Raw genomic sequence first — 25,172 nt, forward strand, 5'->3', positions numbered from 1 at the left:
GAGGGAAGCTTTCCTCCCCATGCCATGGGGAGGGGGACCGCGGAGCGGTGGAGGGGCCGCCGGGTGAGGCCCGGCGGAATGCCCGTGTCCAGCCCACAGCGCCTGCGGCGCTGCCCCATCGACCCGATGCTGCGCATCGGCCCACTTCCCCACTTTCCGTGGGGAAGAAAGCCTACTTCCCCGCCTTCTCCCCCAGCGATGTCTCCGTTACCCCCAGCGCATCCGCCAGCCGGTGTGTCGCGGAGCCGGGGCGTTTCGGCTTGGGCTGGTCGGGGTGCGGGGCCCAGCCGGCGGCGTGGATGATGTCGAAACTGGCGCGGATGCGGCCATTGGGGTCGGCGAATTTCTCGGCATAGAGCTCGGCCGTGCGCACGAAGAGGGCGCGGCTGGCCGGCTTTTGCGGGCGGTCGGCGAGGACGGAGGTTTCGCCCATGCCGCGCAGATCCGCCATCAGGGCGAAGGCATTGTCATAGCGCACGGTGACGCGGTCGATATCGGCCACCGGCATGGCAAAGCCGGCGCGCTGCAGCAGGGCGGCCATGTCGAAGGTTCCGGCATAGGGCGAGACGCGGGCGCTGGCCCCGCCGGTCAGCTCGCTCTCCGCCGTCATCAGGCATTGGCGCAGCTCGGTCAGGGTGGATCCGCCCAGCAGGGCAGCGGCAAAGAAGCCGTCCGGTTTGAGCGCGTGATTGATCTGGACCAGCACGCCGGGCAGGTCATTCGTCCAGTGCAGGCCCCAGGGCGCCAGGACGAGATCGAGGCTTTCCTCGGCGAAGGGCAGGGCTTCCTCGTCCAGGCAAACAGACGGGCGGTCGAGACGCGCCGCGACATCGCCGGCGAGGTCGGACTGGGTCAGCCAGCCGATCTTGGCGGCAGCCGGATGCGTGCCCAGCTCGTCGGTCAGGCCCGGCCCGCCGCCCAGAATGGCGGCGCGGTCGAAATCCCGCGTGATGCTGTCGACACGATCACACATATCGTCGAATGCGCGACGCACCAGAAAGTTGTAATCTGCCAGTTTCGGCGCGGCCCGGTTGCGGCGGCGGGCCAGCAGCTGGCGGTCAAACAGGCGGGGCGGTGTCTCGGTCATGGCGGGGATATGCCCGCTCGATGGCGTCAGGAAAAGAGGGGAGGCGGGATGGACCGCATCTGGAACGGATTGGCTGACCTGGTCTGGCCCCCGGTCTGCCCGCTCACTGGCGCGCGCGTGGCCGGGCACGGCCTGCTGTCCCAGCCCGGCTGGTCGGCCCTGACCTTTCTCGATGATCCGTGCTGTCACACCTGCGGCCTGCCCTTTGCCTATCCCGGGGCGAGCGGGTCTGAAGCGCGCCATGCCTGCGCGCCCTGCCTGGCCAAACCGCCCCGCTATGACGGCGCGCGGGCGCCGCTGGCCTATGATGATGTGTCGCGCGGCCTTGTCCTGGGGTTCAAGCATGGCAGCCGGCATGAGTTGATCGACCGGTTTGCGAACTGGATGGAATTGGCGGCACCGGACTATCTGGCCCAGGCCGACGCGCTGATCCCGGTGCCACTGCACTGGCGGCGTCTTCTGGCGCGGCGCTATAACCAGTCGGCCCTGCTGGCGCGGGCCCTGTCCCGCCGCACCGGCCTGCCCGTCTGGGCGGATGTCCTCCTGCGGCGCAAACCCACGCCCAGCCAGGCGGGCCAGTCGGCTGGCGCGCGACGGCGGAATATGGCGGGTGCCTTCCGGGTGACCGAACCGCAGCGGGTGGCGGGAAAAACCCTTGTCCTGATCGATGATGTGCTGACAACAGGGGCCACGGCGAATGCCTGCGCCCGCCAATTGAAGCGGGCCGGTGCCAAAACCGTATACCTTATGACATTGTGCCGCGTTGTAAGGACGAGTGATGCGACTATCTAAGGCGCAGTTCTGGAGTAAGACTTATGGCTGATATCACCATTTATACCCGTCCGATGTGCGGCTACTGCGCCCGCGCCGTTTCGCTTCTGAAATCCAAGGGCGTCGCCTTCAATGAGATCGATGCCGGTTTCGATGTCGCCAAGAAGCAGGAAATGATTGCCCGCTCGAATGGCGGCCGCACCTTCCCGCAGATTTTCATCGGCGACATGCATGTCGGCGGCTGTGACGACATGATGGCGCTGGAGCGCGCCGGCAAGCTGGACGCGCTGCTGTCGGCCTGATGTCCAAGCTCGATATCGCCCTCATCCAGATGCGGTCCGGGATCGACCCGGCCGCCAATCTGGCCGACGCCTCGGACCTGATCCGGCAGGCGGCGGGTGAGGGCGCGCGCCTGGTCGCAACACCGGAAGTCACCCATCTGGTCCAAAAGGATTCCGAGGCGGCCTTCCAGGTCATGCAGACGCCCCAGGCCGATCCGGCCATCCCGGCCTTCTCGGCTCTGGCGAAGGAGTTGGGCATTTCCCTGCTGATCGGTTCCCTGGCGCTGAAACAGGCCGAGGGCGGCAAGGCGGTGAACCGGTCTTTCCTGTTCGGGCCCGATGGCGCGGTGAAGGCCTGGTATGACAAGGCCCACATGTTCGATGTCGGGCTGGGCCAGGGCGAGAGCTATCGCGAGAGCGATAATTACCAGGCTGGTGAGCGGCTCGTCCTCACCGAGGCCGAGGGTGCGAAACTGGGCCTGTCGATCTGTTATGACGTGCGCTTTGCCTATCTCTATCGCCGCCTGGCCCAGGCCGGGGCGCAAATCCTGACGGTTCCCGCCGCCTTCACCCGGACCACGGGCAAGGCGCATTGGGAGGTACTGTTGCGGGCCAGGGCGATCGAGACAGGCAGTTTTGTGCTGGCTCCGGCCCAGGGTGGTTTGCATGCGGATGGCCGTCGCACCTGGGGCCATTCGATGGTGGTCGATCCCTGGGGTGCGATTATCGCCGAGCTGGACCATGACGAGCCGGGTGTGCTGACCGCGTCGCTGGACCTTTCCCGCGTGGACGAAGCCCGCCGCCGGGTACCGGCCCTGACCCATGACCGCGCATTGAGCGGCCCGGAGGTCTGAGCGCCATGATCCGCTATGCCCTCATCTGCGACGCCGCCCATGAATTCGAGGCCTGGTTCTCCAGCTCGGACAGTTATGACGAGCAGGCGGCCAAGGGGCTGGTGGAATGCCCGCATTGCGGCACGACCTCTGTCCGCAAGGCGCTGGCCGCGCCCGCTGTTTCCACGTCGCGGGCCAGGGAAGCCCGGTCCGAGCAGAAACAGTTGGCCGAAATGGCCGGCAAGGTGCGCGCCCATATCCGCCAGAATTTCGACTATGTCGGTGAGGATTTCGCCCGCGAAGCCCGGGACATGCATGAGGGGCGCAAGACGGCGCGCCTGATCTATGGCGAGACCTCTGCCGAAGAGACCCGCCAGCTGATCGAGGATGGGGTCGAGGTCACGCCCCTGCCGGACATGCTCGCGCCGACACCGCCCAAGAAAGCGAACTGAGCACACAAAAAAGGCGGCCCCGAAAGCGCCGCCTCTTCTTGAAATCCGGAACCGGATCAGACGTCCAGCTTGCCCTTGAGCAGGCGGACACCGGCCTTGCCATCCTTCTTCCAGGCGATCTCGCCGAGGATGGTCTGGCCATTGTGCTCGACCTGGATGGTCTCGCCGACTTCGCCGGCATGGGCACCGGCAATGCCCAGACCGCCTTCGGAAATATTCTCGATATGGATGGCGCCCTGTCCATTATCGCTGCGCGATTGGGCCTGGACATCCTTGACCGGGCGGCGGGAAACATGACGGCTGTCGGCTTCCTTGAGCTCGCCATCAAAGGCCTCAGCCAGCGTTTCCAGCAAGGAGAGGACTTCCTGGCTGGCATCTTCCAGTTCCACCAGCTTGGCGTAGGCATTGCGGCGGTCACCGGCTTCCAGCGCTTCCAGAGCGCCGCGACCGGCGGCGTGGACACGCTTGTGCGGTTCGACCAGGTCGCGATAGGCCTTGTGATTGCGGATCGCGGGCACGTTCAGCCCGTCATACCATTTGCCCAGACGGCAATTGTGATGGTCCGGCACGTCCACGGCGCGGCCCTCGACATAGCCAGAGACCGTGTCGACGATCTTCTTCTTGAACACGACATGGTCGATCTTGGCCATCTGCACCAGGGAGCGGTGAGAGTCTGCCACGAACCAGTCCTGGGCATTGTTCAGGAAGGTATCATTCGAGCCTTTCAGCGACTGGGCCATTTCATCCAGACGATTGCGGTTATCGCCCGCGCGATCGGCCACACCGGTGATGTTCGTCGAGATCTCGGCGGTGGTGGATTCCTGCTGTTTCAGGATGGAGGAGATTTCTTCCATCCGGCCGGTCACGTCGGAGACCTGGTCTCCCACTGAGCGGATCAGGGAATTGGCACCCTCGATCGTGCTCTGGCCGTTCTCGACAGCGCTGCGGGAGCCGTCCAGCGCTCGCTCGATCACGGCCATGCCGTTCTTGAGGGCGGAGATGCGCTCGGAAATGTCCTCGGTGGCCTTGGCGGCCTGGGTGGCCAGGGATTTCACTTCCGAGGCCACAACGGCAAAACCCTTGCCGGCTTCGCCGGCCCGGGCAGCCTCGATCGTGGCGTTCAGCGCCAGGAGGTTGGTCTGGTCGGCAATCGTCTCGATCACGGAGAGGAAATCGCTGATCTGTTCGGAGGCCTCGTTAAGTTCCTTGAGGCTCTGGGCGCTTTCCTCGGCCGTGCGGGCAATGTCGGCGATGGAGGAGGCCACGCTGTCCATGGCGCCGATGCTCTCATGCACGGACGCATTGGTGGAGCGGGCGCGTTCGGCGGCCCCGTCGGAATTCTCGGCAATCTGCTGAACCGAGGTCAAAAGCTCTTCCGCGGCGGCCGAGATCGACTGGCTGTTGCTGGTCGCTTCTTCCGTGGAGGATTGCAGCAGGGCCATGTTGAGCGAGAGGTCATTGATCGACACGATCGTGTCGGCAACGCTGCGCAGGCTGGCCAGATTGGTGTCGCGGCGATTGTCTTCCTCGACCCGGACGCGGATCCCGTTCTCATAGCCTTCCTGGGCGGCGCAGATATCGAGGAAGGCGCGGGAGATCAGCGCAGCCACGACACGCTCGGCCTTTTTCGGATTGAGACGGTATTTGGAGAACAGGGCCGGGATCGCGCCAGACAGGACCCGGCCATAGGCGGCGATATACCAGTGCGAAGGCAGGCCGATGCGGACATGGGCTTCGGCAATGCGGACCGAGCGGCCCTGGAAATTGATGCCCGGATGCTCTGTCATCAGGCCCCGCCAATGGGTCACCTGGCGGGCCGCAATATTTTTGGCCTGATCCTCATAACCGGAAAAAATGGCGGCGAGGTCCGGGTCATCGACCAGCCGGGCGTAGAAATCGTCCAAGATGGGGTTGAGGGCTGGCTCCAGCGCATTCCAGGCGTCCCGGCAATCTTCTTGAGATACCGGTTTCGGAGACAGGAAACTCAACAACCGGTCCAGCAATTCAGTCGAGACGGCAGTTGCCGAGGGGGTCGACGCTTTGGGGGCTGCAGCACCGGTCATGGCCAGAATCTCCATAGAAAAAATCTGGCCTGAATTTTGTCGCTCGTGCTTGCTGAAACCTTAAGACGGACCCGCTTGAGGCTGCCTTCTCATAGAATATTACGGCGCCCTAACTGGTTGCGACACGAAATTTTCCGGAAGCACGCCTGTCTCCCGGTGTCATCCGGCCGGCTTGTCGGCCACCACCATGTAGTTCACAGACACATCCTGGTTCAGGGAGAACTGGTCCGTCAGCGGGTTGTAGCCGACCCCGACCGGTTCACGCAGCGTCATGCCGCCTTCGCGCAGGGCAGCGCGGATTTCACCGGGCTTCACCAGCTTGCCGAAACGGTGCGTGCCGCGCGGCAGCCAGCCCATCACCCATTCCGCGCCGACAATCGCCATGGCGAAGGCTTTGGAGGTCCGGTTGATCGTGGCGCAGATCATCAGCCCGCCCGGTTTCACCAGATGCGCGCAATCGGCCAGGAAGGTGTGCGGGTTGGCGACATGCTCCATCACTTCCAGATTGAGGACGACGTCGAAGGGTTCTTCGCCGCTCTCCAGCAATTGCTCGGCGACACCGTGGCGGTAATCGATCTCCAGCCCTTGCTCGGCAGCATGGACGCTCGCCGTTTTCACATTGGCCTCGGCAGCATCAACACCGGTGATCGAAGCGCCCAGGCGGGCCATCGGCTCGCAGACCAGGCCGCCACCGCATCCGATATCCAGCATGCGCAAGCCTTTGAAAGGCGTCTCACCGCTCAGTCCGAAATGGGCGCAGATCACATCGCGGATATAGCCCAGGCGCACCGGGTTGAACTTGTGCAAGGGCTTGAACTTGGACTCCGGGTCCCACCATTCCGCCGCGATACGGGAAAACTTCTCCACTTCCACCGGGTCGATGGAGGGACGGGACAGGGTTTCCGGCGCATGAGCCGTTGCCATCGGGTTTTCTCCTTGCAGGCGAGACGGCCTGCGATTGCGTTCGGGCGTTGCGCGCCGGGTCTGGTCCGCTTACCTAACCGCCGGCGTTGATCGGTGCGGCCTTAATATGGCCCCGACCGTCGCGCTAATCGAGCCCGGTGCGACACTGTGCGCACACGATTTAGGCCGGTCAGGCCAACAGGCAAAGTGCGGGGGACAGGCTTGAGCACACGCGTGGTCGCCAAATTCGGAGGAACCTCGGTCGGTTCGATCGAGCGTATCCGCCATTCTGCCGGTCTCGTGGCAGAGGCAGCCCGTCGTGGTGAAGCCATGGCGGTGGTTGTCTCGGCCATGGCTGGCGAGACCGACCGCATTCTCGGCCTTACCCAGGAATTGGGGGCCGGCCTGGGCGATGCGGAGACCGATGTGGCCCTGGCCGCGGGCGAACAGGTGTCTTCGGCCCTGATGGCGCTGGCCCTGCGCGAAGCCGGTTTCAAGTCCCGTTCTTTCCTGGGCTGGCAATTGCCGGTCATCACGGACGGGCCGGCAGGCGCCGCCCGGATTGCGGGCATGGATGTGTCCAGCCTCGAGGCCGCCATGGACGCAGGGATCATTCCCGTTCTGGCCGGTTTCCAGGGCATCACCCAAGACGGCGATGTGCGCACGCTGGGGCGTGGCGGTACGGATCTGTCGGCGGCTGCCCTCGCCTCCGCGCTCGGTGCGCGGTGTGATATCTATACCGATGTCGACGGTGTCTTCACGACCGATCCGCGGATTGAGCCGGCAGCGGGACAGCTCGAGGCGATCAGCCATGATGAAATGCTCGAGCTGGCCGCCCAGGGGGCCAAGGTCCTGCAGACCCGGTCGGTCGAGTTCGCCAAGGCGCGCGGCGTGCCGATGCGGGTGCTGTCCTCCTTCCTCGATGCCGGGCAAAGCCGCGGTACGGATGTCGTGGCCAGCCGGGATGTCGCCGAGCGGCGGATCGTCTCCGGTGTCGCCTATGCCCGTGATCAGGCCCGTATTGCCCTGGTCGGAACCAGCAACCGCTCAGACCTGCCGGCCAAGGCCTTCGCCGCACTGGCCGAGGCAGAGATCGGCGTTGACATGATCGTTCAGGCCCAGGCGCGGTCTGCCGGTTCCGTAACGCTGGAATTCTCCGTGGCGCACCGCGATCTGGACAAGGCCCAGGCGGCGCTGGATACCGCATTGCCCGGTATCGACATGACCAGCGAGACCGGTCTGGCCAAAGTGTCGGTGGTCGGATCGGGCCTGCGCCAACGGGCAGACATCGCCCGCTCCCTGTTCGCCGTGCTGGGGGAGGAATCGATCATGGTGCGCGTTCTTGCGACATCGGAGATCAAGATTTCAGCACTGATCGACAATGATGCGGTGGAACGTGCGGTGAGAGCCTTGCACGCAGCCTATGGATTGGATCAGGTATAGGCATGGATGATGTGAAGACACCTTCGGTGCGGGATCCCCGCCGCCTGCTCAAGCGCATGCGCGAGCTCATGGCGGTCCAGGAGAACGCCCAGGCCCGGCTGGACCATCTGACGGCGATGATCGCCCAGGAGGCCGGATGGGACGTCTGTTCCATCTATCTGGCCCGTCAGTCCAATGCGCTGGAATTGTGCGCCACCTTCGGCCTGAAGCCCGAATCCGTCCACTCGGTCCGTCTGCAGCCGGGCGAGGGTCTGGTCGGTCTTGTTGCCCGCCGGGCGCGTCCGCTCTCCACCTCCAATGCCCGCGCCCATCCGGCCTTCTCCTACAAGCCGGAAACCGGGGAAGAACCCTTCAACACCTTCGTCGGTGTTCCCATCCTGCGCGGTGGCCGCATGGTCGGGGTTCTCACCGCCCAGACATCGCAGGAACGCCAGGTCGAAGTCGACGAGATCGAGACCCTGCAGACCGTGGCCATGGTCCTGGCCGAGATCGTCGCTTCCGGCGATATCGTCGAGTCCGAGGAAATGGCCGGGCTGGATGTGCGCCAGTCGCGTCCGGAGCGCTTCCAGGGTGGCGCCTATTCCGGCGGTGTTGTGCAGGGCGTGGCGGTCCTGTTCGAGCCGCATGTCGAATCCACGCGCCTGATTGCCGAGGATCCGGTCGCCGAGGAAGAGCGGCTGGATACGGCGATCAATTCGCTGCGCGCCTCGATCGACCAGATGCTCGACAGCGGCCGCATTCCCTTTGGCGGCCCGACCCGGGATGTGCTTCAGGCCTATCGCATGTTCGCCCATGACCGGGGCTGGATGGAGCGCCTGCGCGAAGCAGTCCGTCGGGGCCTGACCGCCGAAGCGGCTGTTGAACGGGTCCGGAACGAGAACCGCGCCCGTCTCATGAAGGCGAGCGATCCGACGTTCCGCGAGCGCCTGCACGATCTGGAAGATCTCGCCAACCGGCTTTTGCGCCATCTGGAAGGCGGCGTGAACCTGGCGGACCTGCCGGACAATGCGATCATCATTGCCCGCAATATCGGCCCGGCCGAATTGCTCGATTTCGATCGTGAAAAGCTCAAAGGCATCGCCCTGGAGGAAGGCTCGGCCTCCTCGCATGCGGCGATCGTGGCCAAGGCCCTTGGCATTCCGCTTGTCGGCCGCCTGGAAGGGGCGCTCGACCGGGCGGAAAATGGTGACCCCGTCATTCTCGATGGCGAGTTCGGCATTCTTCACATCCGCCCGCAGCCGGATGTAGAGGAGACCTATCAAGAGCGCATGCGCCTTCTGTCCGAACGCCGCATGGCCTACGCGGAGATGCGGGGCCCGGCAGTGACGCAGGATGGTGTCCGTGTCGGCGTGCACATGAATGCCGGTCTGCTGATCGAGCTTATGGCGCTGGACGAGATTGGTGCCGACGGGGTGGGTCTGTTCCGTACCGAATTCCAGTTCATGGTGTCGGAAACCCTGCCGCGTCTTTCGGCGCAGGCGGCGGTCTACAAATCCGTACTGGACGCTGCCGGCGACAAGCCGGTCGTTTTCCGCACGCTGGATCTGGGCGGTGACAAGGTGGCGCCCTTTGCCCCCTCGACCAAGGAGCCCAATCCGGCCCTGGGCTGGCGTGCCATCCGCATGGGGCTCGATCGTCCCGGCCTGCTGCGCTACCAGATGCGCGCCCTGATCCAGGCGGCCGAAGGGCGTCCGCTGCAGCTCATGTTCCCGATGATCGCCGCGCCCTGGGAAATGCGGGCCGCGCGCGACATGCTGGACCGTGAGGTCCGTCACGCCAAACATGCCGGTCATGCCATCCCGTCCGATCTCAAGGTCGGCATGATGCTGGAAACGCCCGGCATGGCCTGGGCGCTGGAGCATGTCATCGACACGGTCGATTTCGTCTCGGTCGGTGCCAATGACCTGATGCAGTATTTCTTCGCCGCCGACCGCCAGAACACACGTGTCTCGGATCGGTACGATGTGCTCAGCCCGTCCGCGCTGGATCTCCTGAAACGGATCAATGATGTGTGCGTGGCGCACGACACACCGGTCTCGGTTTGCGGGGAAGTTGCGGCCAAACCGCTGGAGGCGGCGGTCCTGATTGCCTTGGGTTACCGAAGTCTTTCGATGGCCTCGGGCAATATAGGCCCGATTAAGAAACTCGTCTCCGGACTCGACACTGCGAAACTTGGCACCTGGCTTGCGAGCCGTCTGGAAAGCCCTGCGGACAGCCTGCGTCCGCTCCTGCTGGAAGCGGGAGAAGACGCCGGCTTGCCCCGCGAGGCAGTTGAAAACGGACGAGCGATTTGATCTTATAGGAATACGGTCAGGGTTAATCCCGAAATCGTGTTCTTGGGGGATGTGTCGCTCCGGTAGCGAGAGCGGTAGGTGGTTATGTCGGGTCAAGCGTCTGGTATCGAATTCGTGCCCGTCGACGCCGTTTATGCCGATGATGGCGTCGGATATGTGAGCATGACAGCCGGTGAACGTCTCCAGGAGGCGCGCGCCCGGATGAACTTGTCTCTGAAACAGGCGGCCGACGCGACGCGGATCCGGGCCGATTACCTGGAAGCCCTCGAAGCCATGGACTCCCGCGGCCTGCCGGCCCGGGCCTATGCGATCGGCTATCTGCGCACCTATGCCAATTTCCTGTCGCTGGAGCCGCATGGCCTGGTGGAACAGTTCAAGCGGGAAGTGGATACCGAGACCGGACGGGCCCAGCCGACGGCTGCCGCCAAGTCCCGGGACCCGATCCAGCTGCCGCGCGGTGTCTTCGGTGTCGCTTTCATCCTGATCATCGTGGCCGCCGCTGCCTGGTGGTATGCCGAGCAGGGCGGATCGAGCGGTCTGTTGTCCAACCCGCCATCCCCGCCGGACGCGGCCCCCGACTGGGCCCGTGCGGATTTCGACGTGGCGGCCCAGGCACCCAGTGTCGAGGATATCTGGAACAATCTTCCGCTCAGCCAGGCCACGACCCTGTCCAGCGCCGTGGTGATGCGTGCCATCGTCCCGACCTTCCTGGAAGTGCGTGATGCGTCCGGCCGCATCCTGTTTGCCCGCGAACTGGGTGCCGGCGAGACCTTCCAGGCCCTCGAGCCGGGCCTGACCGTGTCCGCCGCCAATGCCGGTGCGATCCGGCTGGAGCGTGATGGCGAGACGCTGGGCCTGCTGGGCACCGCCGGCACGCCGGTGGAGAACCTGCCCATCCTGGCGTCCGCGGAAATCCCGGTCGACGACGCCGCGTCCCAGCCGCAATAAACTGTCGCACCCCGGTCGCAAGATCGCCCCGAAAACGCTATATCCGCCCCGTAACGATGGCTGGCATCGTTGACGGAGTGAGAGCCGCATGTCCCAGACCGGTCATGACCCCCGCACCGTGCGCCCCTGGCGCATGATTGAGCGCCGCAAGAGCCGCACCATCAAGGTCGGCAATCTTGAAGTCGGCGGCGATGCGCCGATCACGGTCCAGACCATGACCAACACACCGACGGCCGATGCCAGCGCGACGATCGACCAGATCCGCCGCTGCGAAGAGGCCGGCGCCGACATGGTACGCGTCTCCTGTCCGGACGAGGATTCGACCGCTGCCTTCCGCGAAATCGCCCGCGCTGCCAGCGTGCCGCTGATCGCCGACATCCATTTTCACTACAAGCGCGGGATCGAGGCTGCCGAAGCCGGTGCGGCCTGCCTGCGGATCAATCCGGGCAATATCGGTTCGATGGATCGCGTGAAGGAGGTCGTCCAGGCGGCCCGCGATCATGGCTGTGCCATCCGGATTGGCGTCAATGCCGGCTCGCTGGAACGCCATCTGCTGGAAAAGTATGGCGAGCCTTGTCCCGAGGCCATGGTGGAGAGCGCGCTGGAGCATGCGCGCATCCTCGATGACCTGGACTTCCGCGACTACAAGATCTCGGTGAAGGCCTCTGATCCCTTCCTCACGGCGGCGGCCTATCAGGCGCTGTCGGAAGCCACGGATGCGCCGCTCCATCTCGGCGTCACCGAGGCCGGCGGTCAGCGCATCGGCACGGTGAAATCCTCGATCGGGATCGGCTCGCTCCTGTGGGCCGGGATTGGTGACACGATCCGGGTCTCCCTGTCCGCCGAACCGGAGGAAGAGGTGAAGGTCGGTTTCGACATCCTCAAATCCCTGGGCTTGCGGACTCGCGGCGTGAACATCATCGCCTGCCCGTCCTGCGCACGTCAGGGCTTCGATGTGATCCGCACGGTGGAGACGCTGGAAAACCGGCTCGCCCACATCTCCGAACCCATTTCCCTGTCCATCATCGGCTGTGTCGTGAACGGGCCGGGCGAGGCGCTGATGACCGATCTGGGCTTCACAGGTGGCGGTGCCGGGCGTGGCAAGATGTATGTCTCCGGCCGGCCGGACCACAATGTCTCCAATGAAGAAATGATCGAGCACATCGTGGAAATGGTGGAGGCGCGGGCCGCCCTGTTGCAGGCCGAACGGGCCGCCGAAGAAGCTGCGGAATAACCTTGGAATAAGAGTATTCTTTTGGCCCCCTTGCCAAGGAGGCGCGAAGCCCTTCCAATCCGCTTCGATTTTACGGGAGAGCTGACCGAACAATGCGTGTGACGATTTACGGACTGAAGAATTGCGATACTTGCCGCAAGGCGGTGAAGGACGTGGAGGCTGCCGGTCTGTCACACCAATTCGTCGATATCCGCGCAGAGGCCGACAATGCCGTCCAGGTCCCCAAATGGCTTGATGCCGTGGGCTCCAAGGCATTGGTCAACACACGCTCCACCACCTGGCGCAACATGTCCGATGAAGAGCGCTCCATGGCCGAGACTGATCCGGCCGGGGCCCTGATTTCCTCGCCCACCCTGATCAAGCGTCCGGTCATCGAGGCTGGTCAGGACGTCCATGTCGGCTGGTCCGCCAGCACGCTGGACGCACTCAAGATCGCGGCGGAATGAGTTCCCCGCTCCGGGCGCAGTGCGACCTCGATCTCAGCTTTCCCTTTCACACCGATGGTGATCCCGTAGACCGGCTGGAACGGGTCGCCGTCTATATGCGTGAGCAGGGTCTGGGTGCGGAAGCCTATCTGACCGGCGAGAGTGTCGCCCGGCTGGAAGCGCGCATGGCCGAGCTTCTGGGCAAGCCGGCTGCTGTCTGGTTCCCGACCGGAACCATGGCGCAAGGCGTTGCCGCGCGGATCCATTGCGCAAAGGCGGGCGATCACCGCCTGGGCCTGCATCCCACCTCCCATCTCGCCCTGCATGAAGAAGGCGGGCACGAGCACTTGCACGGGCTGGAGACGGTCATTTGCGGGGATTGGCACCGGACGATACGTCCGGATGATCTGCCCGAACAGGCCGGTTGCACCATCATCGAACTGCCGCAGCGGCATAATGGCGGCGCACTGCCGGACTGGGAGACCCTGGTCGCGATCAAGGCGCAGGCCGGCGACAAGGGCCAGACCCTGCACATGGATGGCGCCCGGCTCTGGGCGCTGCCCTCGGCTTGGCCGGGACATGATCTGCCGGAGATCTGCGAGGGTTTCGCCTCGGTCTATGCCTCTTTCTACAAGGATCTGGGCGCCTCGGGCGGGGCGATCCTGGCCGGCGATGAAGACTTTGCCGCCGAGGCCCGGCTCTGGCTGGCGCGGATGGGCGGACGCCTTGTCTCAGCCTGGCCGATGGTGCCGGACGCCCTGCGCGTACTGGATCTGCGCTTGGGCCAGATCCCGGATTATGTCGCCCGGGCCCGTGAGATCGCCGTGGGCGTCGGCGATGTGCCGGGCCTGACGATCACGCCCAATCCGCCGCAAGTGAACATGATGCATGTCCGTCTGGACTGCGACGTCCCCACCGCCGAAGCCGCCCGTGACGCGGCGGCGAAGGCGACGAAAGTCTGGCTGGGTAACCGGTTCTGGAATTTTGAATGGGATCCGGTCCCGGCGATGGAAATTGCCATCGGCGAACGCGCCCTGGCTGCAGACCCGCAGCGGATCATCGAAGCGATCCGGGTCATGGCGGCCCATGTCGCGTCTCACTCCACCAGCGGATAAAGCGCCAGCGGCACGTCCATCACGGTCCCGTCCCGGACCAGGGTGATCACGAGTTCTTCGCGCGTGCCGTCCGGATTGCAGTCCCGGTCGCGCATTTCCAACCCGTTGAAATGGGTGATGAGATCCCCTTCACGCACGCCCGCGGCGGCGGCCGGCGTATTGTCCAGCACAGCGGTGACCCGCATCCCGTTTCCGTCGCCGCGCAGGACCAGGCCGTGCGAGATGACCGGGTCAAACCCGATCTCGGTCTGCGTGACCCGCTCGATCCGGACACGCTCGCGATCGGCATCGAAGGTCCAGCGGAAATGCCGCATCACCTGACCGCCGATCAATTCGGTGCCCGGCGTGGATTGCAGGGTGGGGGCAGTAAGCGCGTGCGGCCCCAGGCGGGCGACGCCGTCCAGCCGCGCCCCGTCGCGCGTTTCAACCCGGTTGAGCCGCATGGACGCCCCTGTGGGTCTCGGCTCGGATTGCGTGGGATAACGGTGCAGCCGGTTCACGGCCAGCACAGTGCCGCCAGCACCGCTATCGATCAGCATGCGCCTTGTGCGGCCGGGAAATTCAATGTCCAGCCAGGGCCGGCTGTCCCGTCCGTCGGTGTCAAACACACTGATCCCGTCCGGCGGCGGCAATTGCCCGGCCTCCAGTCGAATCTGCCCGGTCTGATAGTCCAGCGTGACCAAGAAATCGCCCAGCGCGTCATAGGCCAGGATGCCGTCAATCTCCCGGCCCAGCGCCATGGAGAGATGGTCCAGCTCCTGCACGCGAACCGGCAGGCGGTTATAGGTCAGTGGCCCCAGGGTCGCCTCGCGGATATTGACCCGCTGTCCGGTGTCGAAGGATTGCGCGGTGACGCGTGCCAGGCTGTCCGGATCGGCAAAGCTGGACGAGGCGCCCGTATCATAGAGGAACCAGAGTGTGCGGTCCTGCGGCCGGTCCGGCTGGTCGGAGAGGGTGATCGGCACGAAGAAGTAATTCCGGCACATCTGCGACGGCAATTCATGGACGCGAGGCGGGTCCTGCGCCGGAAGCTGCGCGTACGCAGCCGCCTGGAGATTGCCCGCCAGCCAGGCTGAGACTAAGAGAAAAAGCCAACGCATGATCCGGTCTGCCCGTCATTTGCCGGATCCGTGAGGCAGGGCCGTCCGGTCCGATCCAAAACCAAAGGATCAGGGTTAGCATGAAATCCATCTGTGTCTATTGCGGCTCCAATTCCGGGCAGGACCGGACCTTCACCGAGGCCGCCAATGATCTGGGGCGTGTTCTGGCTGAGCGCCGGATCAAACTCGTCTATGGCGGCGGACAGGTCGGGCTGATGGGCACGCTGGCCGATGCCGTGCTGGCGGCCGGTGGCACGGTTGAGGGCGTCATTCCCGAATTCCTGGCGCTCAAGGAAATCGCCCATATGGAGCTCACCCGGCTCCATGTCGTGAAATCCATGCATGCCCGCAAGGCCAAGATGGAACGCTTGTCCGACGGCTTCATCGCCCTGCCGGGCGGGATCGGCACGATGGAGGAATTGTTCGAGATCTGGACCTGGGGTCAGCTCGGCCAGCACCGCAATCCGGTCGGGCTTTTGAATGTGGGCGGCTATTACGACGAACTCGTCGCCTTCCTCGACAAGATGACGAAGCAGGGCTTCCTGGCGCCAGAGCATCGCGGTGCGCTGATGGTGTCCGACGACGCAGAAGCCCTGCTCGACATGTTTGCGGCCTATAAGGCCCCGCCTGCGGATGTCCGGATCAAGACGGGGCAGACCTAGGCCTTATTCGTCACAGCCTTCGAAATGGGCGGTCAGCAGGGCTTCCCATTCGGCCAGGCCGCCATCGGAGACATGGTCCAGGCGCAGGCGGAAATCCGTGTAGCCGGGATGGCTCGGCGTCGGGAAGACCGCGTCGACGATGTAGCCTTCTTCGGCATCCAGCCACAGATGGGCGTCGCCGCCGGTGGCGCGTTCGCCGGTCAGGGCCGAACCGCTGAGTGCATAGCGGCGGGTTTGATGGCCCAGATGCTCGACATGGGCGTCCGGCGTGGCGGTGACATCGCCCATCCAGAACATCGGATCATCACTGGACGGGTCGGCCCACAGCAGCAGCATGCCGAAGTCGAACGCCGTGTTCTGGTCGACCAGATGGGGCGTCATCACGGTCAGGCTCGCCAGATCGAAATCATAGACATGCCAGGGACCGCTCTCGACCTGGGCGGTATCCGTGATCGTCATCTGCGGCAGGCGGACTTCCAGATTCAACTCATTGCTGGCCTCGTCCAACTCGATGAAGGCAAACTCCATGTGCTCGGCATTGGGCAGGAGCTGGCCGCCGACCACGCGGCTCGCACTCAGCGTTTCCGGATCGAGCTCGGCCGTCACCAGGGCGGCATTCCGGCACAGGCCGTTTTCCTTGTAGACGTCGATCTGGGTTTCGGAGCGGTGGAACATGGTGATCCGCTCGTCCAGAGAGCCATCCGTATTGGAGCGCTCATAGTAATAGATCCGGCCAACCGAGGCGTTCTCGGCCTGGTAATCCCACACAGAGTCATCAGCCTGGGCGGCATTGGTGGCACAGGCGGCAGTGGCGGTCAGGGTCAGAGCGGCGCCCAGCAGGGAGGTGATACGGGTCATAGGTCTTATCCTTCAAGATCGGCCAGGGCGGCAGCCAGGACAGGGTCCGTGCCGGCCTGATAGTCGGAAAACAGATAGGGGATGACGACATCGGGCGTGACGAAGGGGCGGTCATCATCCGGGGTCGAGGTCTGGTAGTATTCGCTGGCGTGGATCACCGGCAGAAGGCTGTTCGGCGTCACGAAGATATTCGTCTCGCCATGATGATTGGGCCGGTCAGCCGTCGCCTGGCCGTAGAAACGGGCCGGGGTCTGCTGTTCCAGATCGGAGACCAGCATGACGGCGGCGGAATGCGTCTGCCGGCTGGTCAGGACCTGCAGGCGGCCCTCCTGCATCAGTGCCTCGCTGGCGGACAGGGCGGCCATGAATTCATCATTCAGGGAGCCATCCCCGCCCAGGCAGCGGCGCAGGTCGAGGATGAGCGCGGGATGCTCCATCAGCTCGGCGGCTTCCACGGCAGAGCGGGCCGCATCGGCATAGCTCATCTGGGAGCCATTCTGGATCTGGTCGATACGCAGATAGAGGGCGTCCTCCATCGGGCGGACGGCGAAGGGTTCGGAGACCGGAATGCGCCAGGCCGGAACCTGTTGCGCGGCCGTGACCCAGTTATCGGCACCGGCCGGGCCGGTATCCATCGAGAAGATCCAGTCATAGACCGCATCGCCCGGCAGGGGCTGCATCACGACCGTATGGCTGTGGCCATCCTGCTCGACCGTCAGCGAGATGTTGTCCGCGTTCAGCGCCAGGTCCAGAGCCGTCAGAAGTTCAGCCTGCATCAGCCATTCGGCGACAAATTCGCGGGAGAGGTTCACCGCATCCGTCGGCAGCAAGTCCATCGTGCGCGCCACAGCCTGTGCCGTGTCGACATGCCCGATCGCGGTGACGCGGGCGCCGGCCAGTCCGGCCCATTCTCCCGTGGCGCCGACGATATAGAGCCCGTCATCAAACAGTTCGAAGCGCACCGGCAGGGAGTGGAAGCCCGGCCCCGGCGGCAGGCCGTCGAAGGGCAGGGCGTGCATGGGCATCCAGCTATGGCCATCACCGACCAGGGCGAGGATATGCGCCAGGCCGGCAATGCGTTCGGCCCGGTCCATCTCAGGCACGCCGGCTTTGTAAGCCTCGACGGCAGCGCGGAATTCGGTTTCCGGCGTGTGGAAGAAGGGGTTTTCGTGTTCCGCTTCCAGCACGGACACCAGCGCGTCGGCATCCGCGCGCCAGGCGTCGGCGTCCAGCGGGGTCGGCTGCGCCAGGACAGGCATCGCCCAGCCCAGGGCGAGTGCTGACGCGGCGGCGAGCGAGCATCGGTTTGAAAGTCTGCGTCTCATTCCATCTCCTAAATGGACCTTAGTCCAAATTGTGATGACCCTGAGATGCGTCAGCGGGCGTAATCGGATGCGGTTCAGACTGAACTTTTTGCAATGCCTTGAATCAAAAGCTCAAAACGCGCTGCCAGATCGGCCTGCAGAGAAGAGGACTGACCGGAATTCACCCAGTCATGGGTGGTCACGGTCAGGATTCCGAGCAGGAAGTCGGTCAACACGCCCGTGTCGACATCCGGGCGGAGCTCGCCCGTGCGCTGGCCCTCCTCGACCAGTTCGCGAAAGAAGCTGTGCATGACATCATCGGCTTCGCTCTCCGCCTCGGCCAGCGGACCATGCCCCATGGCGAGGGAGGCAAACTCGCGCACCATGGCCTTGTTGGCGTGGGCAATCGGGCCGATCGCGGCGAACAGGGCTTCCAGCCGGTTGCGGAAACCGGTGAGCCGGGCCGAGCGCGCCGCGCCAATGACATCATCCGTGAAGCGCTGAAAGAACTCCGCCAGGAAGAGAAGCTTGGACGGGAAATGATTGAACACACTCGCCCGCGCCATCCCGGCCTCTGCCGCGATCTCATCCATCGTGGTTGCTTCCAGCCCCTGTCTTTCGATCAGGGTGATGGCCGCCTGATAAATCTTCTCCCGGTTGGCCCGGGCGCGCGGAGAGAGGCTGAGGGTCTCGGTCATGACGCGAGACTGGCATGATTTGGATTGGAGTCCAAGTTATGAGAGGGGGCGAATTTTTGATCTGATCTGAGTGCGTCTCTTCTATTTAATATTTGTATTGGCAGAGTGGTTTTGTGTCTCTGTATACCAACTAAAAAATGCTTGATAAATAGATCCTACGAAAGCGTGTGAGTATGTTCGTGCACCGAATATAAATGTGATGCAAAAAATTCCAATAATTGTTGAGAATATGGCAATAGGAAAGTTTGCGCTAGGAGTTTCCAGCGTGGAATTGCATATTACTATCTTTGTTATAATCCCTGACACTGCTCCGATTGCGCATATCACAGACATTGACCTGCAAAATACATCAAGATTGCTTAGAATTTGAGATTTTGCGCTATGTCCGTGCTTGTGAGCTATTCCGTAGCAGTATTTCCAGGAATTTTTGTCAAAATCTAAAGAGAAGAAACTCGTTATCGCCAATTTTACAGCATTGGGAATCTCAACGTCTCTAGAAGGAACGAACAATATATTTAAGAGTCCTGCTATTATATTTGCTGCGACGCCTATCGCATAAGCTATCGCGATTATGATCATGAAGCCGGCGACATCGAGTTGTGCCACTCTGCCAACGAGCGACGTGCCGAAGTACAAAGTGCCAAAAATCATTTGGCACAACATTCCAGGAATTATTCGCTCAAGAATGTCAGTGAATGAGAATGGCGAGTTCAATTGGCCTGCCTCTTCAGCGCTGGGAGGCCACCCCTAGCGGACGCGAAATGCGTTTCGGCTTTCCTAGATTATAGGGTGGCAAGCTTTAAAATTCAATAGATGTTAGTGTGGGGCAGGAATTTAGACAACTTCGAGTTGGTAGTAATTGTTCTCATAGCTCAATCCCCAACTCATCCCAGACCGCATCCACCTTCGCCTTGGTCTCGGCATCCATGTCGAGTTTTTCGCCCCATTCGCGGTTGGTCTCGCCATCCACCTTGTTGGTGGCATCGAGGCCGATCTTGGAGCCCAGGCCGGAAACGGGGGAAGCGAAGTCCAGATAGTCGATGGGCGTGTTCTCGACGGTGACGATGTCGCGGGCCGGATCCATGCGGGTGGAGACCGCCCACATCACATCCTTCCAGTCGCGCGCATTCACGTCCTCATCCACCACGATGATCCATTTGGTGTACATGAACTGGCGCAGATAGGACCAGGCACCCATCATCACGCGCTTGGCGTGACCGGCATAGGCCTTCTTCATCGAGATCACGGCGATCCGGTAGGAACAGCCCTCCGGCGGCAGCCAGAAATCCACGATCTCCGGGAATTGCTGCTGGATAAGCGGGATGAAGACCTCATTGAGCGCCTCGCCCAGCACGGAGGGCTCATCCGGCGGACGGCCGGTATAGGTGGTCAGATAGATCGGCTTCTTCCGCATGGTGATGGCGGAAATCTCGAAGACCGGGAATTGCTCGACGGAATTGTAATAGCCCGTGTGGTCGCCATAGGGACCTTCCGGTCCGTATTCGTCCAGCAGGACATGGCCTTCCAGAACGATCTCGGCCTCGGCCGGGACTTGCAGCGGCACAGTCTTGCAGTCCACCAGCTCCGCCTTCTTGCCGCGCAGGAGACCCGCGAACTGGTATTCCGACAGCGTGTCCGGCACCGGCGTGACGGCCGCCAGGATCGTGCCCGGGTCGGCGCCCAGAACCGCTGCGGCGGGCAGGGGGTCCGGCTTTTCCTTTTTCCAGCGCTGATAATGTTGCGCGCCGCCGCGATGCTTGAGCCAGCGCATCAGCGTGCGCGTCTTGCCCAGCTTCTGCATGCGGTAGATGCCCAGATTGAAATCATCCGTGCGGTCCTTGCCCGGCCCCTTGGTCACCACCAGCGGCCAGGTGATCAGCGGTGCCGGTTCGCCGGGCCAGCAGGTCTGGATCGGCAGGCGGTCGAGATCGATCTCATCGCCGGTCAGCACGATCTCCTGGCAGGGTGCGGATTTCACCGTCTTGGGCCGCATCGACATGACCGTCTTGGCCAGGGGCAGCATGTCCAGCGCGTCCTTCACGCCGCGCGGTGGTTCCGGCTGGCGCAGGAAGGCGAGCAGCTCACCCACTTCCCGCAATTCTTCGCCCGTCGTGCGCGCCTCCCCGCCCAGCGTTACAGCCTGGGCGACGCGTTTCACCGTGCCGAACAGGTTAACCAGGCAGGGCATCTCGCTCGGCTCGCCCTTTTCATTCAGGACATTCTCGAACAGCAGGGCCGGCCCGCCGGCTTCCAGCGTGCGGCGATGGATCTCCGTCATCTCGCGATCCGTGGAGACCGGCGTGGTGATGCGGACGAGGTCGCCCTCAGCCTCGAGCTGGTCAATGAAATCGCGCAGGGATTTGTACGCCATGCCGGCACTCCGAATGTCTGTGTGGGAGAAACTGCAAGTTTGCGACGGAAAGTCCAGCGGACGACGTGTCACACAGGTCGGGCAATGACAGGCATTTGACTCAAAACTGCCGAAAATTTGTCCGGCAGTTTTGATATCGATTTCAGCCCTGCCGGTTAAAGAACCGGGTTTGAGTATGACTGCGCGTTCCGAAAGTTCCCCCATGTTGCATAGAATGGTTCTCACAGCCCGGTCGGCGATCGATCTGGGTGCCGGCTCCCTCAGCGGTCCGCTGGGCTCTCTCCTGACCGCTTGCATGAAAGCCAGCATCGAGGATTGCCTGACCGGTGAGATGGCCTGGCAGGGGGACCGCTTCTTTCTCGTCCTGGAAGGCGAGCGCCGGCCGCTTCTGCGCTATCTTGCCTCGGCGCGCCGTGATGCGCGACTGGTCGATTTGCGCCGTTTGGAATTCGGCCCGGTGGACGTCCGCGAGTTCGAGACCTGGTGCGTCGGGCGGCGGGCCGGTCAGGCCTGCGACGGGACCGATACGCTGACTGCCGGTGAGGTGCGCGCGCTGATCCGGGACATCACGCACGAGAACCGCATTGCGACCTCGCCGCGCCTCACTCTGGCTGCGTGACCAGGTCCGTTTCGATACCGTCCTGAGGCTCCCGCAGCGCACTCACGACAGCGGCAGCGAGTTCATAGGATCGCGATGAGGTGCGGTTTGTGGCCCCGAAACGGACCACAACCAGATCCTGTTCCGGCATGATGAAACCCCATTGCGACTGGAAGCCGCTCATCATGAAAGTGCCCTCGGGCACGCCATCATGCTCGCTGGGCAGCCAGAAACCCATGCCATAGGCCCGGTCCGACCCATCCGTGGGTGTCGAGACGATCTCGTTCCAGTCTTCCGGCAGCAGTCTTTCGCCCGCATACACACCATCATTGGCATAGAGCCAGGCCAGCCGTGCCCAGTCCTGGGCGGTGGCATACATGTAGGATGAGCCTTGGAAAGTGCCGGCCTCATCGATCTCCAGGATCGGCGAATACATGCCCAGCGGTTCGAACAGGATTTCACGAAGTCCTTGAACCCGCGAGGGAATATCGTCGCCCAGGAATTGCTGCATGGCGTGGGTCGCCATGATCGTATTGCCGCTCATGTACTGCCAGTGTTCCAGCGGCGCATACAGACGTTCCCGCGTCGCCGCGAAATGCGCCATATCGCTCTGGGTGAACAGCATTTGCGAATTCGGGTCGGTGCCGTCATTCAGCTCGGCAATCGCAAACCCGCCGGCCATGCGCAGCAGGGCGTCAATCGTGACATCTTCGTAGTCGGGGCTGACGGCGGACAGGGCCGGAACGGAACCCTCCGCGTCGATATCGATAAGGCCCTGATATTGCAGCCGTCCCGCCAGTGTTGCCATCGTGCTCTTGGTCATGGACCAGCCATGGAAGCGCGTCTCGCGGCTGGCCTGGGGCGCATAGCGCTCTGCGACCAGCTGGCCCTGATAGAGCACCGCCACGCCCAGCGTATTGCGGTCATCGGTCTCCGGATCGCCGAAGGCGGCATCGATCGCGGCTTCCAGGGCAGATGTGTCGAAATGCGTATCCCGGAAATCCGCATCGATCTCCATCGGCTGGAAATCCTGGCTCACCGGGACGGTCAGATCGGCATCGAAGGTGCCGGCATCATGCACCAGCGTACAGCCCAGCCCGTCCCGCCAGACCGCCGTCTGCTGCCAGAAAATTCCGAAGACACCCGCGCTTACGGAGCGGGCCTCTTCATCGATCTGCGTTGTGATCACCGAGGCGGCGCCACCCAGAAGCGGATCGAGATAGACCTCGCGGGCAAAGTCGCTGTCCAGCCCCGCCACCCAGGTCTGGGAGCAGATCTGTTTGGCGACAATCCCCGTTCCGGACGGCAGGTAGACGCGTCCGATCGGCGAGAGGTTGAGGGCGGCGACACCGCCCACCAGGATGATAGCGGCCGTTCCGGCCAGAATACGCTTGATCATGTTTCCCCCCGCCCGATCCGGGCGATATCCGGTCAGCCCAGCTTGTCGAAATCCGGAGCGCGGCGTTCCAGGAAGGCCGCAGCGGCTTCGGCAAATTCCGGCGATTGCAGCTGATTGGCAAAGATCGTGTTTTCCCGATCCATCCGGTCCTCAATGCTTTCCACCGGCTGGCGCATCAGCGCCTTGGAGGCTTTCAGCGAACTGGGCGCCTTGGCGGCCAGGATGGCGGCCATGAAGTTTGCGGTCTCGGCCAGCTTGTCGGCCGGGGTGACGCGGTTCACCAGCCCGGTCTCGCGGGCGCGGTTTGCGTCCCATGTGTCGCCCAGCAGCAGGAGTTCGGCCGCGACAGCATGACCGAAAATGCGCGGCATGAGCTGGGAGGAGGCAAATTCCGGCGCCAGGGCCAGATCCACGAAGGGCGTCTTGAAGACGGCGCGGTCCGAGGCCACCACGAGGTCGCAATGCAGCAGGAGCGTAACGCCGATCCCGATGGCCAGGCCATCAACGGCGGCAATCACCGGCTTCTGGCAATTGAGCAGGGCCAGCATGAATTTGCGGACCGGCGGTGTGTCATGCTCACCGAAATTCGGCGGACGCTGGGTGAAGTCGACAATATCATTGCCGGCGGTGAAGACGCCCTGCGTCCCCGTCAGGATGCAGACCCGCACGGAGGGGTCATCATTGGCGCTGTCCAGCGCCTCGGCCGCCGCCGAATACATGTCCTGCGTCAGGGCATTTTTCTTTTCGGGGCGATTGAAAGTGATGGTGCGGATGCGATCCGCGGTTTCGACCAGAACCAGTTCGCTCACGCGAGCCTCCCAAATTTTGATTTTGTCGGATGCTAGCCGGAAACGGGAGGCGCGAAAACCCTGCTGCAGTTTACGTAAACGTCAGTTTCGCGCTCAGGAATCCGTCGCCAGCCGGGTCAGGACACGGTAGAGCGCATCGCTGTCATCCTCGCCCAGGCGGGCCTCCAGCTCGGTATTCATGTCGCGCAGGATATGGTCGGCCGTATCACCCAGGGCCCGGCCCTTTTCGGTCAGGGATACCACAGCAGAGCGGCGGTCTGTCCGCGATGCAGATTTCACGACCAGGCCCAGGGCTTCCATGCGGCTGACCAGACCGGTGACCGCGGGCGGGTTCAGCGAGAGCATGTCGCCGATATCGCTCATCCGGCGTTCGCCGCGACGGGCGAGAAGAAAGAGGAGGGCGGCCTGGGCCGTCGAGACACCGGCCGTCTTGCGCAGGCGTGCATCGGCTTCCCGATCGAGACGCCGGGCGGCGATTTCCAGCAGGAGAAAAAGGCGCCGGTCTACGGCGCGAGCGCGTGCCATGACCTATCAGTGCGGCGATTCTGCGAGGCGGGGGAGGGCGGACAGTCGGCTCAGGCACTCAGACCGTCAATGCAGGCCGCCTTCACCTTGGCCTGAACCGCGTCGGGCACATCCAGGAGTTTGCGGGCGGTCAGGTCCATCGGGGCCGCCACGCCTTCCATTGTCCACCAGACCTTTCCGGTCGCCGGCTCCATCACCCAGTGGACGATATTGCGGACTTTCGGGCTGACGGATTTCAGGCCGGAGCGGATCACATAGCCATCCCCGCAGCGCGGCCAATGGCGGGGCAGGATCCGGCATTCCAGCAGGGCCGAGGCGACATTGCCCGGCTTGCCGCTGGCATGCTGCTCCCATTCTTCGGGAAAGGCCGCTGAGAAATTGGTGACACTGTCCGAGACGCGGCCGAGCAGGAATTCGGCCCGCATCGATCCGAAGCCATCCATCTCGGACTGGCCGAAACGGCCGCGTCCAATGCTTTCTAGGCCAAGCTTGTCAGCCTGGGCGAGGCTGGGCGTTGAGGGCGTCGCGTCCAGGCTCAGTCCGCGCGGTGCGGAGAAGTCCGGCAGATCGACCTTCAGGGTATCGGCATGCGCGTGAAACCGCTTCGGCCACGGGAAATCGAGCGTTGTCTGCGGCGAGGCATGACCCAGGACGACATGATAGCTGGCGGCCGGCTTGCCGGAGCCGGCATGGCGCATCACGAATATCGCACGTGCCGTGCAATCATCATGCTCTATCAGGCCGCCTTCGATATAGAGCGGCGCTCCGGGATGCGCTTCGGCCAGGAAGCGCACATGGATGTCCCGCATGATCAGCGTGGCCGAGGCATCGGTCCGGTGGATCGGGTTCAGTCCGGCCGCTTCCGCCAGATTGGCGACAGCTTCAGACAGGCGGGCGAGATAGAAGCGCACATTGTAGTGGCCCAGCTCGTCGCATTCCCACGCGTTCACATTGCCGCGCCAGAGTTCAATCATGGGATCCGTCCCCCGTGGAGCCGTT

At 63.4% G+C, this 25,172-nt stretch carries 24 protein-coding genes and 1 other RNA gene; 12 read left to right on the top strand and 13 right to left on the bottom strand.

Annotated features, from left to right (window positions below):
* Window positions 1–172 precede the first annotated feature (172 nt).
* Complete coding sequence (locus tag I0K07_RS15485) at window positions 173–1,087, bottom strand: methyltransferase domain-containing protein (RefSeq protein WP_203295058.1); 915 nt, start codon at window positions 1,085–1,087, stop codon at window positions 173–175.
* Between the two features lie 48 nt (window positions 1,088–1,135).
* Between I0K07_RS15485 and I0K07_RS15490 the strand changes: the two genes are divergently transcribed.
* Genes I0K07_RS15490 through I0K07_RS15505 form a run of 4 tightly spaced genes read left to right on the top strand, consistent with a single transcriptional unit; the run spans window position 1,136 to window position 3,424 of the window.
* Entirely contained in the window at window positions 1,136–1,879 is a 744-nt protein-coding gene (locus I0K07_RS15490) for a ComF family protein (RefSeq protein WP_203295060.1), read from the top strand.
* Between the two features lie 23 nt (window positions 1,880–1,902).
* Window positions 1,903–2,160: a glutaredoxin 3 gene (gene grxC, locus I0K07_RS15495; RefSeq protein WP_203295062.1), complete on the top strand. Its 258-nt coding sequence runs from the start codon at window positions 1,903–1,905 to the stop codon at window positions 2,158–2,160.
* Complete coding sequence (locus I0K07_RS15500; RefSeq protein ID WP_203295064.1) at window positions 2,160–2,993, top strand: carbon-nitrogen hydrolase family protein; 834 nt, start codon at window positions 2,160–2,162, stop codon at window positions 2,991–2,993. Before grxC ends, I0K07_RS15500 begins: the two co-directional genes overlap by 1 nt.
* 5 nt (window positions 2,994–2,998) lie before the next feature.
* Entirely contained in the window at window positions 2,999–3,424 is a 426-nt protein-coding gene (locus tag I0K07_RS15505) for a DUF1178 family protein (protein ID WP_203295066.1), read from the top strand.
* A 56-nt stretch (window positions 3,425–3,480) separates the two neighbouring features.
* Here the strand turns inward: I0K07_RS15505 and I0K07_RS15510 are convergent, their stop codons facing one another.
* Together I0K07_RS15510 and ubiG are read right to left on the bottom strand one after the other, a co-directional pair.
* Entirely contained in the window at window positions 3,481–5,487 is a 2,007-nt protein-coding gene (locus I0K07_RS15510) for a methyl-accepting chemotaxis protein (protein ID WP_203295068.1), read from the bottom strand.
* 159 nt (window positions 5,488–5,646) lie between these two features.
* Complete coding sequence (ubiG, locus tag I0K07_RS15515) at window positions 5,647–6,411, bottom strand: bifunctional 2-polyprenyl-6-hydroxyphenol methylase/3-demethylubiquinol 3-O-methyltransferase UbiG (RefSeq protein ID WP_203295070.1); 765 nt, start codon at window positions 6,409–6,411, stop codon at window positions 5,647–5,649.
* Window positions 6,412–6,612: 201 nt separating this feature from the next.
* On the opposite strand from ubiG, the gene I0K07_RS15520 reads away from it, so the two are divergent.
* The 6 genes from I0K07_RS15520 (at window position 6,613) to I0K07_RS15545 (ending at window position 13,849) form a co-directional block, all read left to right on the top strand.
* Window positions 6,613–7,833: an aspartate kinase gene (locus I0K07_RS15520; protein WP_203295072.1), complete on the top strand. Its 1,221-nt coding sequence runs from the start codon at window positions 6,613–6,615 to the stop codon at window positions 7,831–7,833.
* A 2-nt stretch (window positions 7,834–7,835) separates the two neighbouring features.
* A complete protein-coding gene (gene ptsP / locus I0K07_RS15525) occupies window positions 7,836–10,127 on the top strand; it encodes a phosphoenolpyruvate--protein phosphotransferase (RefSeq protein WP_203295074.1) in 2,292 nt (763 codons plus the stop codon).
* Between the two features lie 84 nt (window positions 10,128–10,211).
* Window positions 10,212–11,075, top strand: coding sequence for a helix-turn-helix domain-containing protein (locus I0K07_RS15530; protein ID WP_203295076.1), 864 nt, complete (start codon window positions 10,212–10,214; stop codon window positions 11,073–11,075).
* A gap of 88 nt (window positions 11,076–11,163) precedes the next feature.
* Complete coding sequence (gene ispG, locus I0K07_RS15535) at window positions 11,164–12,309, top strand: flavodoxin-dependent (E)-4-hydroxy-3-methylbut-2-enyl-diphosphate synthase (RefSeq protein WP_238934969.1); 1,146 nt, start codon at window positions 11,164–11,166, stop codon at window positions 12,307–12,309.
* Between the two features lie 92 nt (window positions 12,310–12,401).
* On the top strand, window positions 12,402–12,755 hold the full coding sequence (locus tag I0K07_RS15540; RefSeq protein ID WP_203295078.1) for an ArsC/Spx/MgsR family protein: 354 nt from the start codon (window positions 12,402–12,404) through the stop codon (window positions 12,753–12,755).
* The gene (locus I0K07_RS15545) at window positions 12,752–13,849 is read left to right on the top strand and encodes a threonine aldolase family protein (protein ID WP_203295080.1); all 1,098 of its coding nucleotides are present in this window, start codon (window positions 12,752–12,754) and stop codon (window positions 13,847–13,849) included. The genes I0K07_RS15540 and I0K07_RS15545 overlap by 4 nt, the downstream gene beginning before the upstream one ends.
* On the opposite strand, the gene I0K07_RS15550 is transcribed toward I0K07_RS15545, so the two are convergent.
* Window positions 13,831–14,949 carry a PDZ domain-containing protein gene (locus I0K07_RS15550; RefSeq protein ID WP_203295082.1) on the bottom strand — a complete coding sequence of 373 codons (1,119 nt, stop codon included), beginning with the start codon at window positions 14,947–14,949 and terminating at the stop codon, window positions 13,831–13,833. The two genes, I0K07_RS15545 and I0K07_RS15550, sit on opposite strands and share 19 nt — an antisense overlap.
* Before the next feature lie 80 nt (window positions 14,950–15,029).
* Between I0K07_RS15550 and I0K07_RS15555 the strand changes: the two genes are divergently transcribed.
* Window positions 15,030–15,611: an LOG family protein gene (locus I0K07_RS15555; protein WP_203295084.1), complete on the top strand. Its 582-nt coding sequence runs from the start codon at window positions 15,030–15,032 to the stop codon at window positions 15,609–15,611.
* A 3-nt stretch (window positions 15,612–15,614) separates the two neighbouring features.
* Here the strand turns inward: I0K07_RS15555 and I0K07_RS15560 are convergent, their stop codons facing one another.
* From I0K07_RS15560 to I0K07_RS15580, 5 genes are all read right to left on the bottom strand, one after another.
* Entirely contained in the window at window positions 15,615–16,469 is an 855-nt protein-coding gene (locus I0K07_RS15560; RefSeq protein WP_203295086.1) for a hypothetical protein, read from the bottom strand.
* 5 nt (window positions 16,470–16,474) lie between these two features.
* Window positions 16,475–17,794: a S41 family peptidase gene (locus tag I0K07_RS15565; protein ID WP_203295088.1), complete on the bottom strand. Its 1,320-nt coding sequence runs from the start codon at window positions 17,792–17,794 to the stop codon at window positions 16,475–16,477.
* A gap of 74 nt (window positions 17,795–17,868) precedes the next feature.
* Window positions 17,869–18,471, bottom strand: a complete 603-nt coding sequence (locus I0K07_RS15570; protein WP_203295090.1) for a TetR/AcrR family transcriptional regulator — start codon at window positions 18,469–18,471, stop codon at window positions 17,869–17,871.
* Window positions 18,472–19,184: 713 nt separating this feature from the next.
* Window positions 19,185–19,245: hammerhead ribozyme type II (locus I0K07_RS15575), an RNA gene on the bottom strand.
* A gap of 91 nt (window positions 19,246–19,336) precedes the next feature.
* The gene (locus tag I0K07_RS15580) at window positions 19,337–20,842 is read right to left on the bottom strand and encodes a UbiD family decarboxylase (RefSeq protein ID WP_203295092.1); all 1,506 of its coding nucleotides are present in this window, start codon (window positions 20,840–20,842) and stop codon (window positions 19,337–19,339) included.
* 214 nt (window positions 20,843–21,056) lie between these two features.
* Between I0K07_RS15580 and I0K07_RS15585 the strand changes: the two genes are divergently transcribed.
* Window positions 21,057–21,461: a BLUF domain-containing protein gene (locus tag I0K07_RS15585; RefSeq protein WP_203295094.1), complete on the top strand. Its 405-nt coding sequence runs from the start codon at window positions 21,057–21,059 to the stop codon at window positions 21,459–21,461.
* Here I0K07_RS15585 and I0K07_RS15590 read toward each other — a convergent pair.
* From I0K07_RS15590 to I0K07_RS15605, 4 genes are all read right to left on the bottom strand, one after another.
* Entirely contained in the window at window positions 21,445–22,839 is a 1,395-nt protein-coding gene (locus I0K07_RS15590) for a serine hydrolase domain-containing protein (protein ID WP_203295096.1), read from the bottom strand. The genes I0K07_RS15585 and I0K07_RS15590 overlap by 17 nt on opposite strands.
* A 32-nt stretch (window positions 22,840–22,871) precedes the next feature.
* Window positions 22,872–23,648, bottom strand: coding sequence for an enoyl-CoA hydratase-related protein (locus I0K07_RS15595; protein ID WP_203295098.1), 777 nt, complete (start codon window positions 23,646–23,648; stop codon window positions 22,872–22,874).
* A 93-nt stretch (window positions 23,649–23,741) separates the two neighbouring features.
* Window positions 23,742–24,173 (bottom strand): MarR family winged helix-turn-helix transcriptional regulator, encoded by a 432-nt coding sequence (locus I0K07_RS15600; RefSeq protein WP_203295100.1) that lies wholly within the window; start codon window positions 24,171–24,173, stop codon window positions 23,742–23,744.
* A gap of 50 nt (window positions 24,174–24,223) precedes the next feature.
* On the bottom strand, window positions 24,224–25,147 hold the full coding sequence (locus tag I0K07_RS15605; protein WP_203295102.1) for a thioesterase family protein: 924 nt from the start codon (window positions 25,145–25,147) through the stop codon (window positions 24,224–24,226).
* Window positions 25,148–25,172: the final 25 nt, after the last annotated feature.

This window comes from Maricaulis parjimensis (genome assembly GCF_016817355.1).
GTDB lineage: Bacteria > Pseudomonadota > Alphaproteobacteria > Caulobacterales > Maricaulaceae > Maricaulis > Maricaulis parjimensis.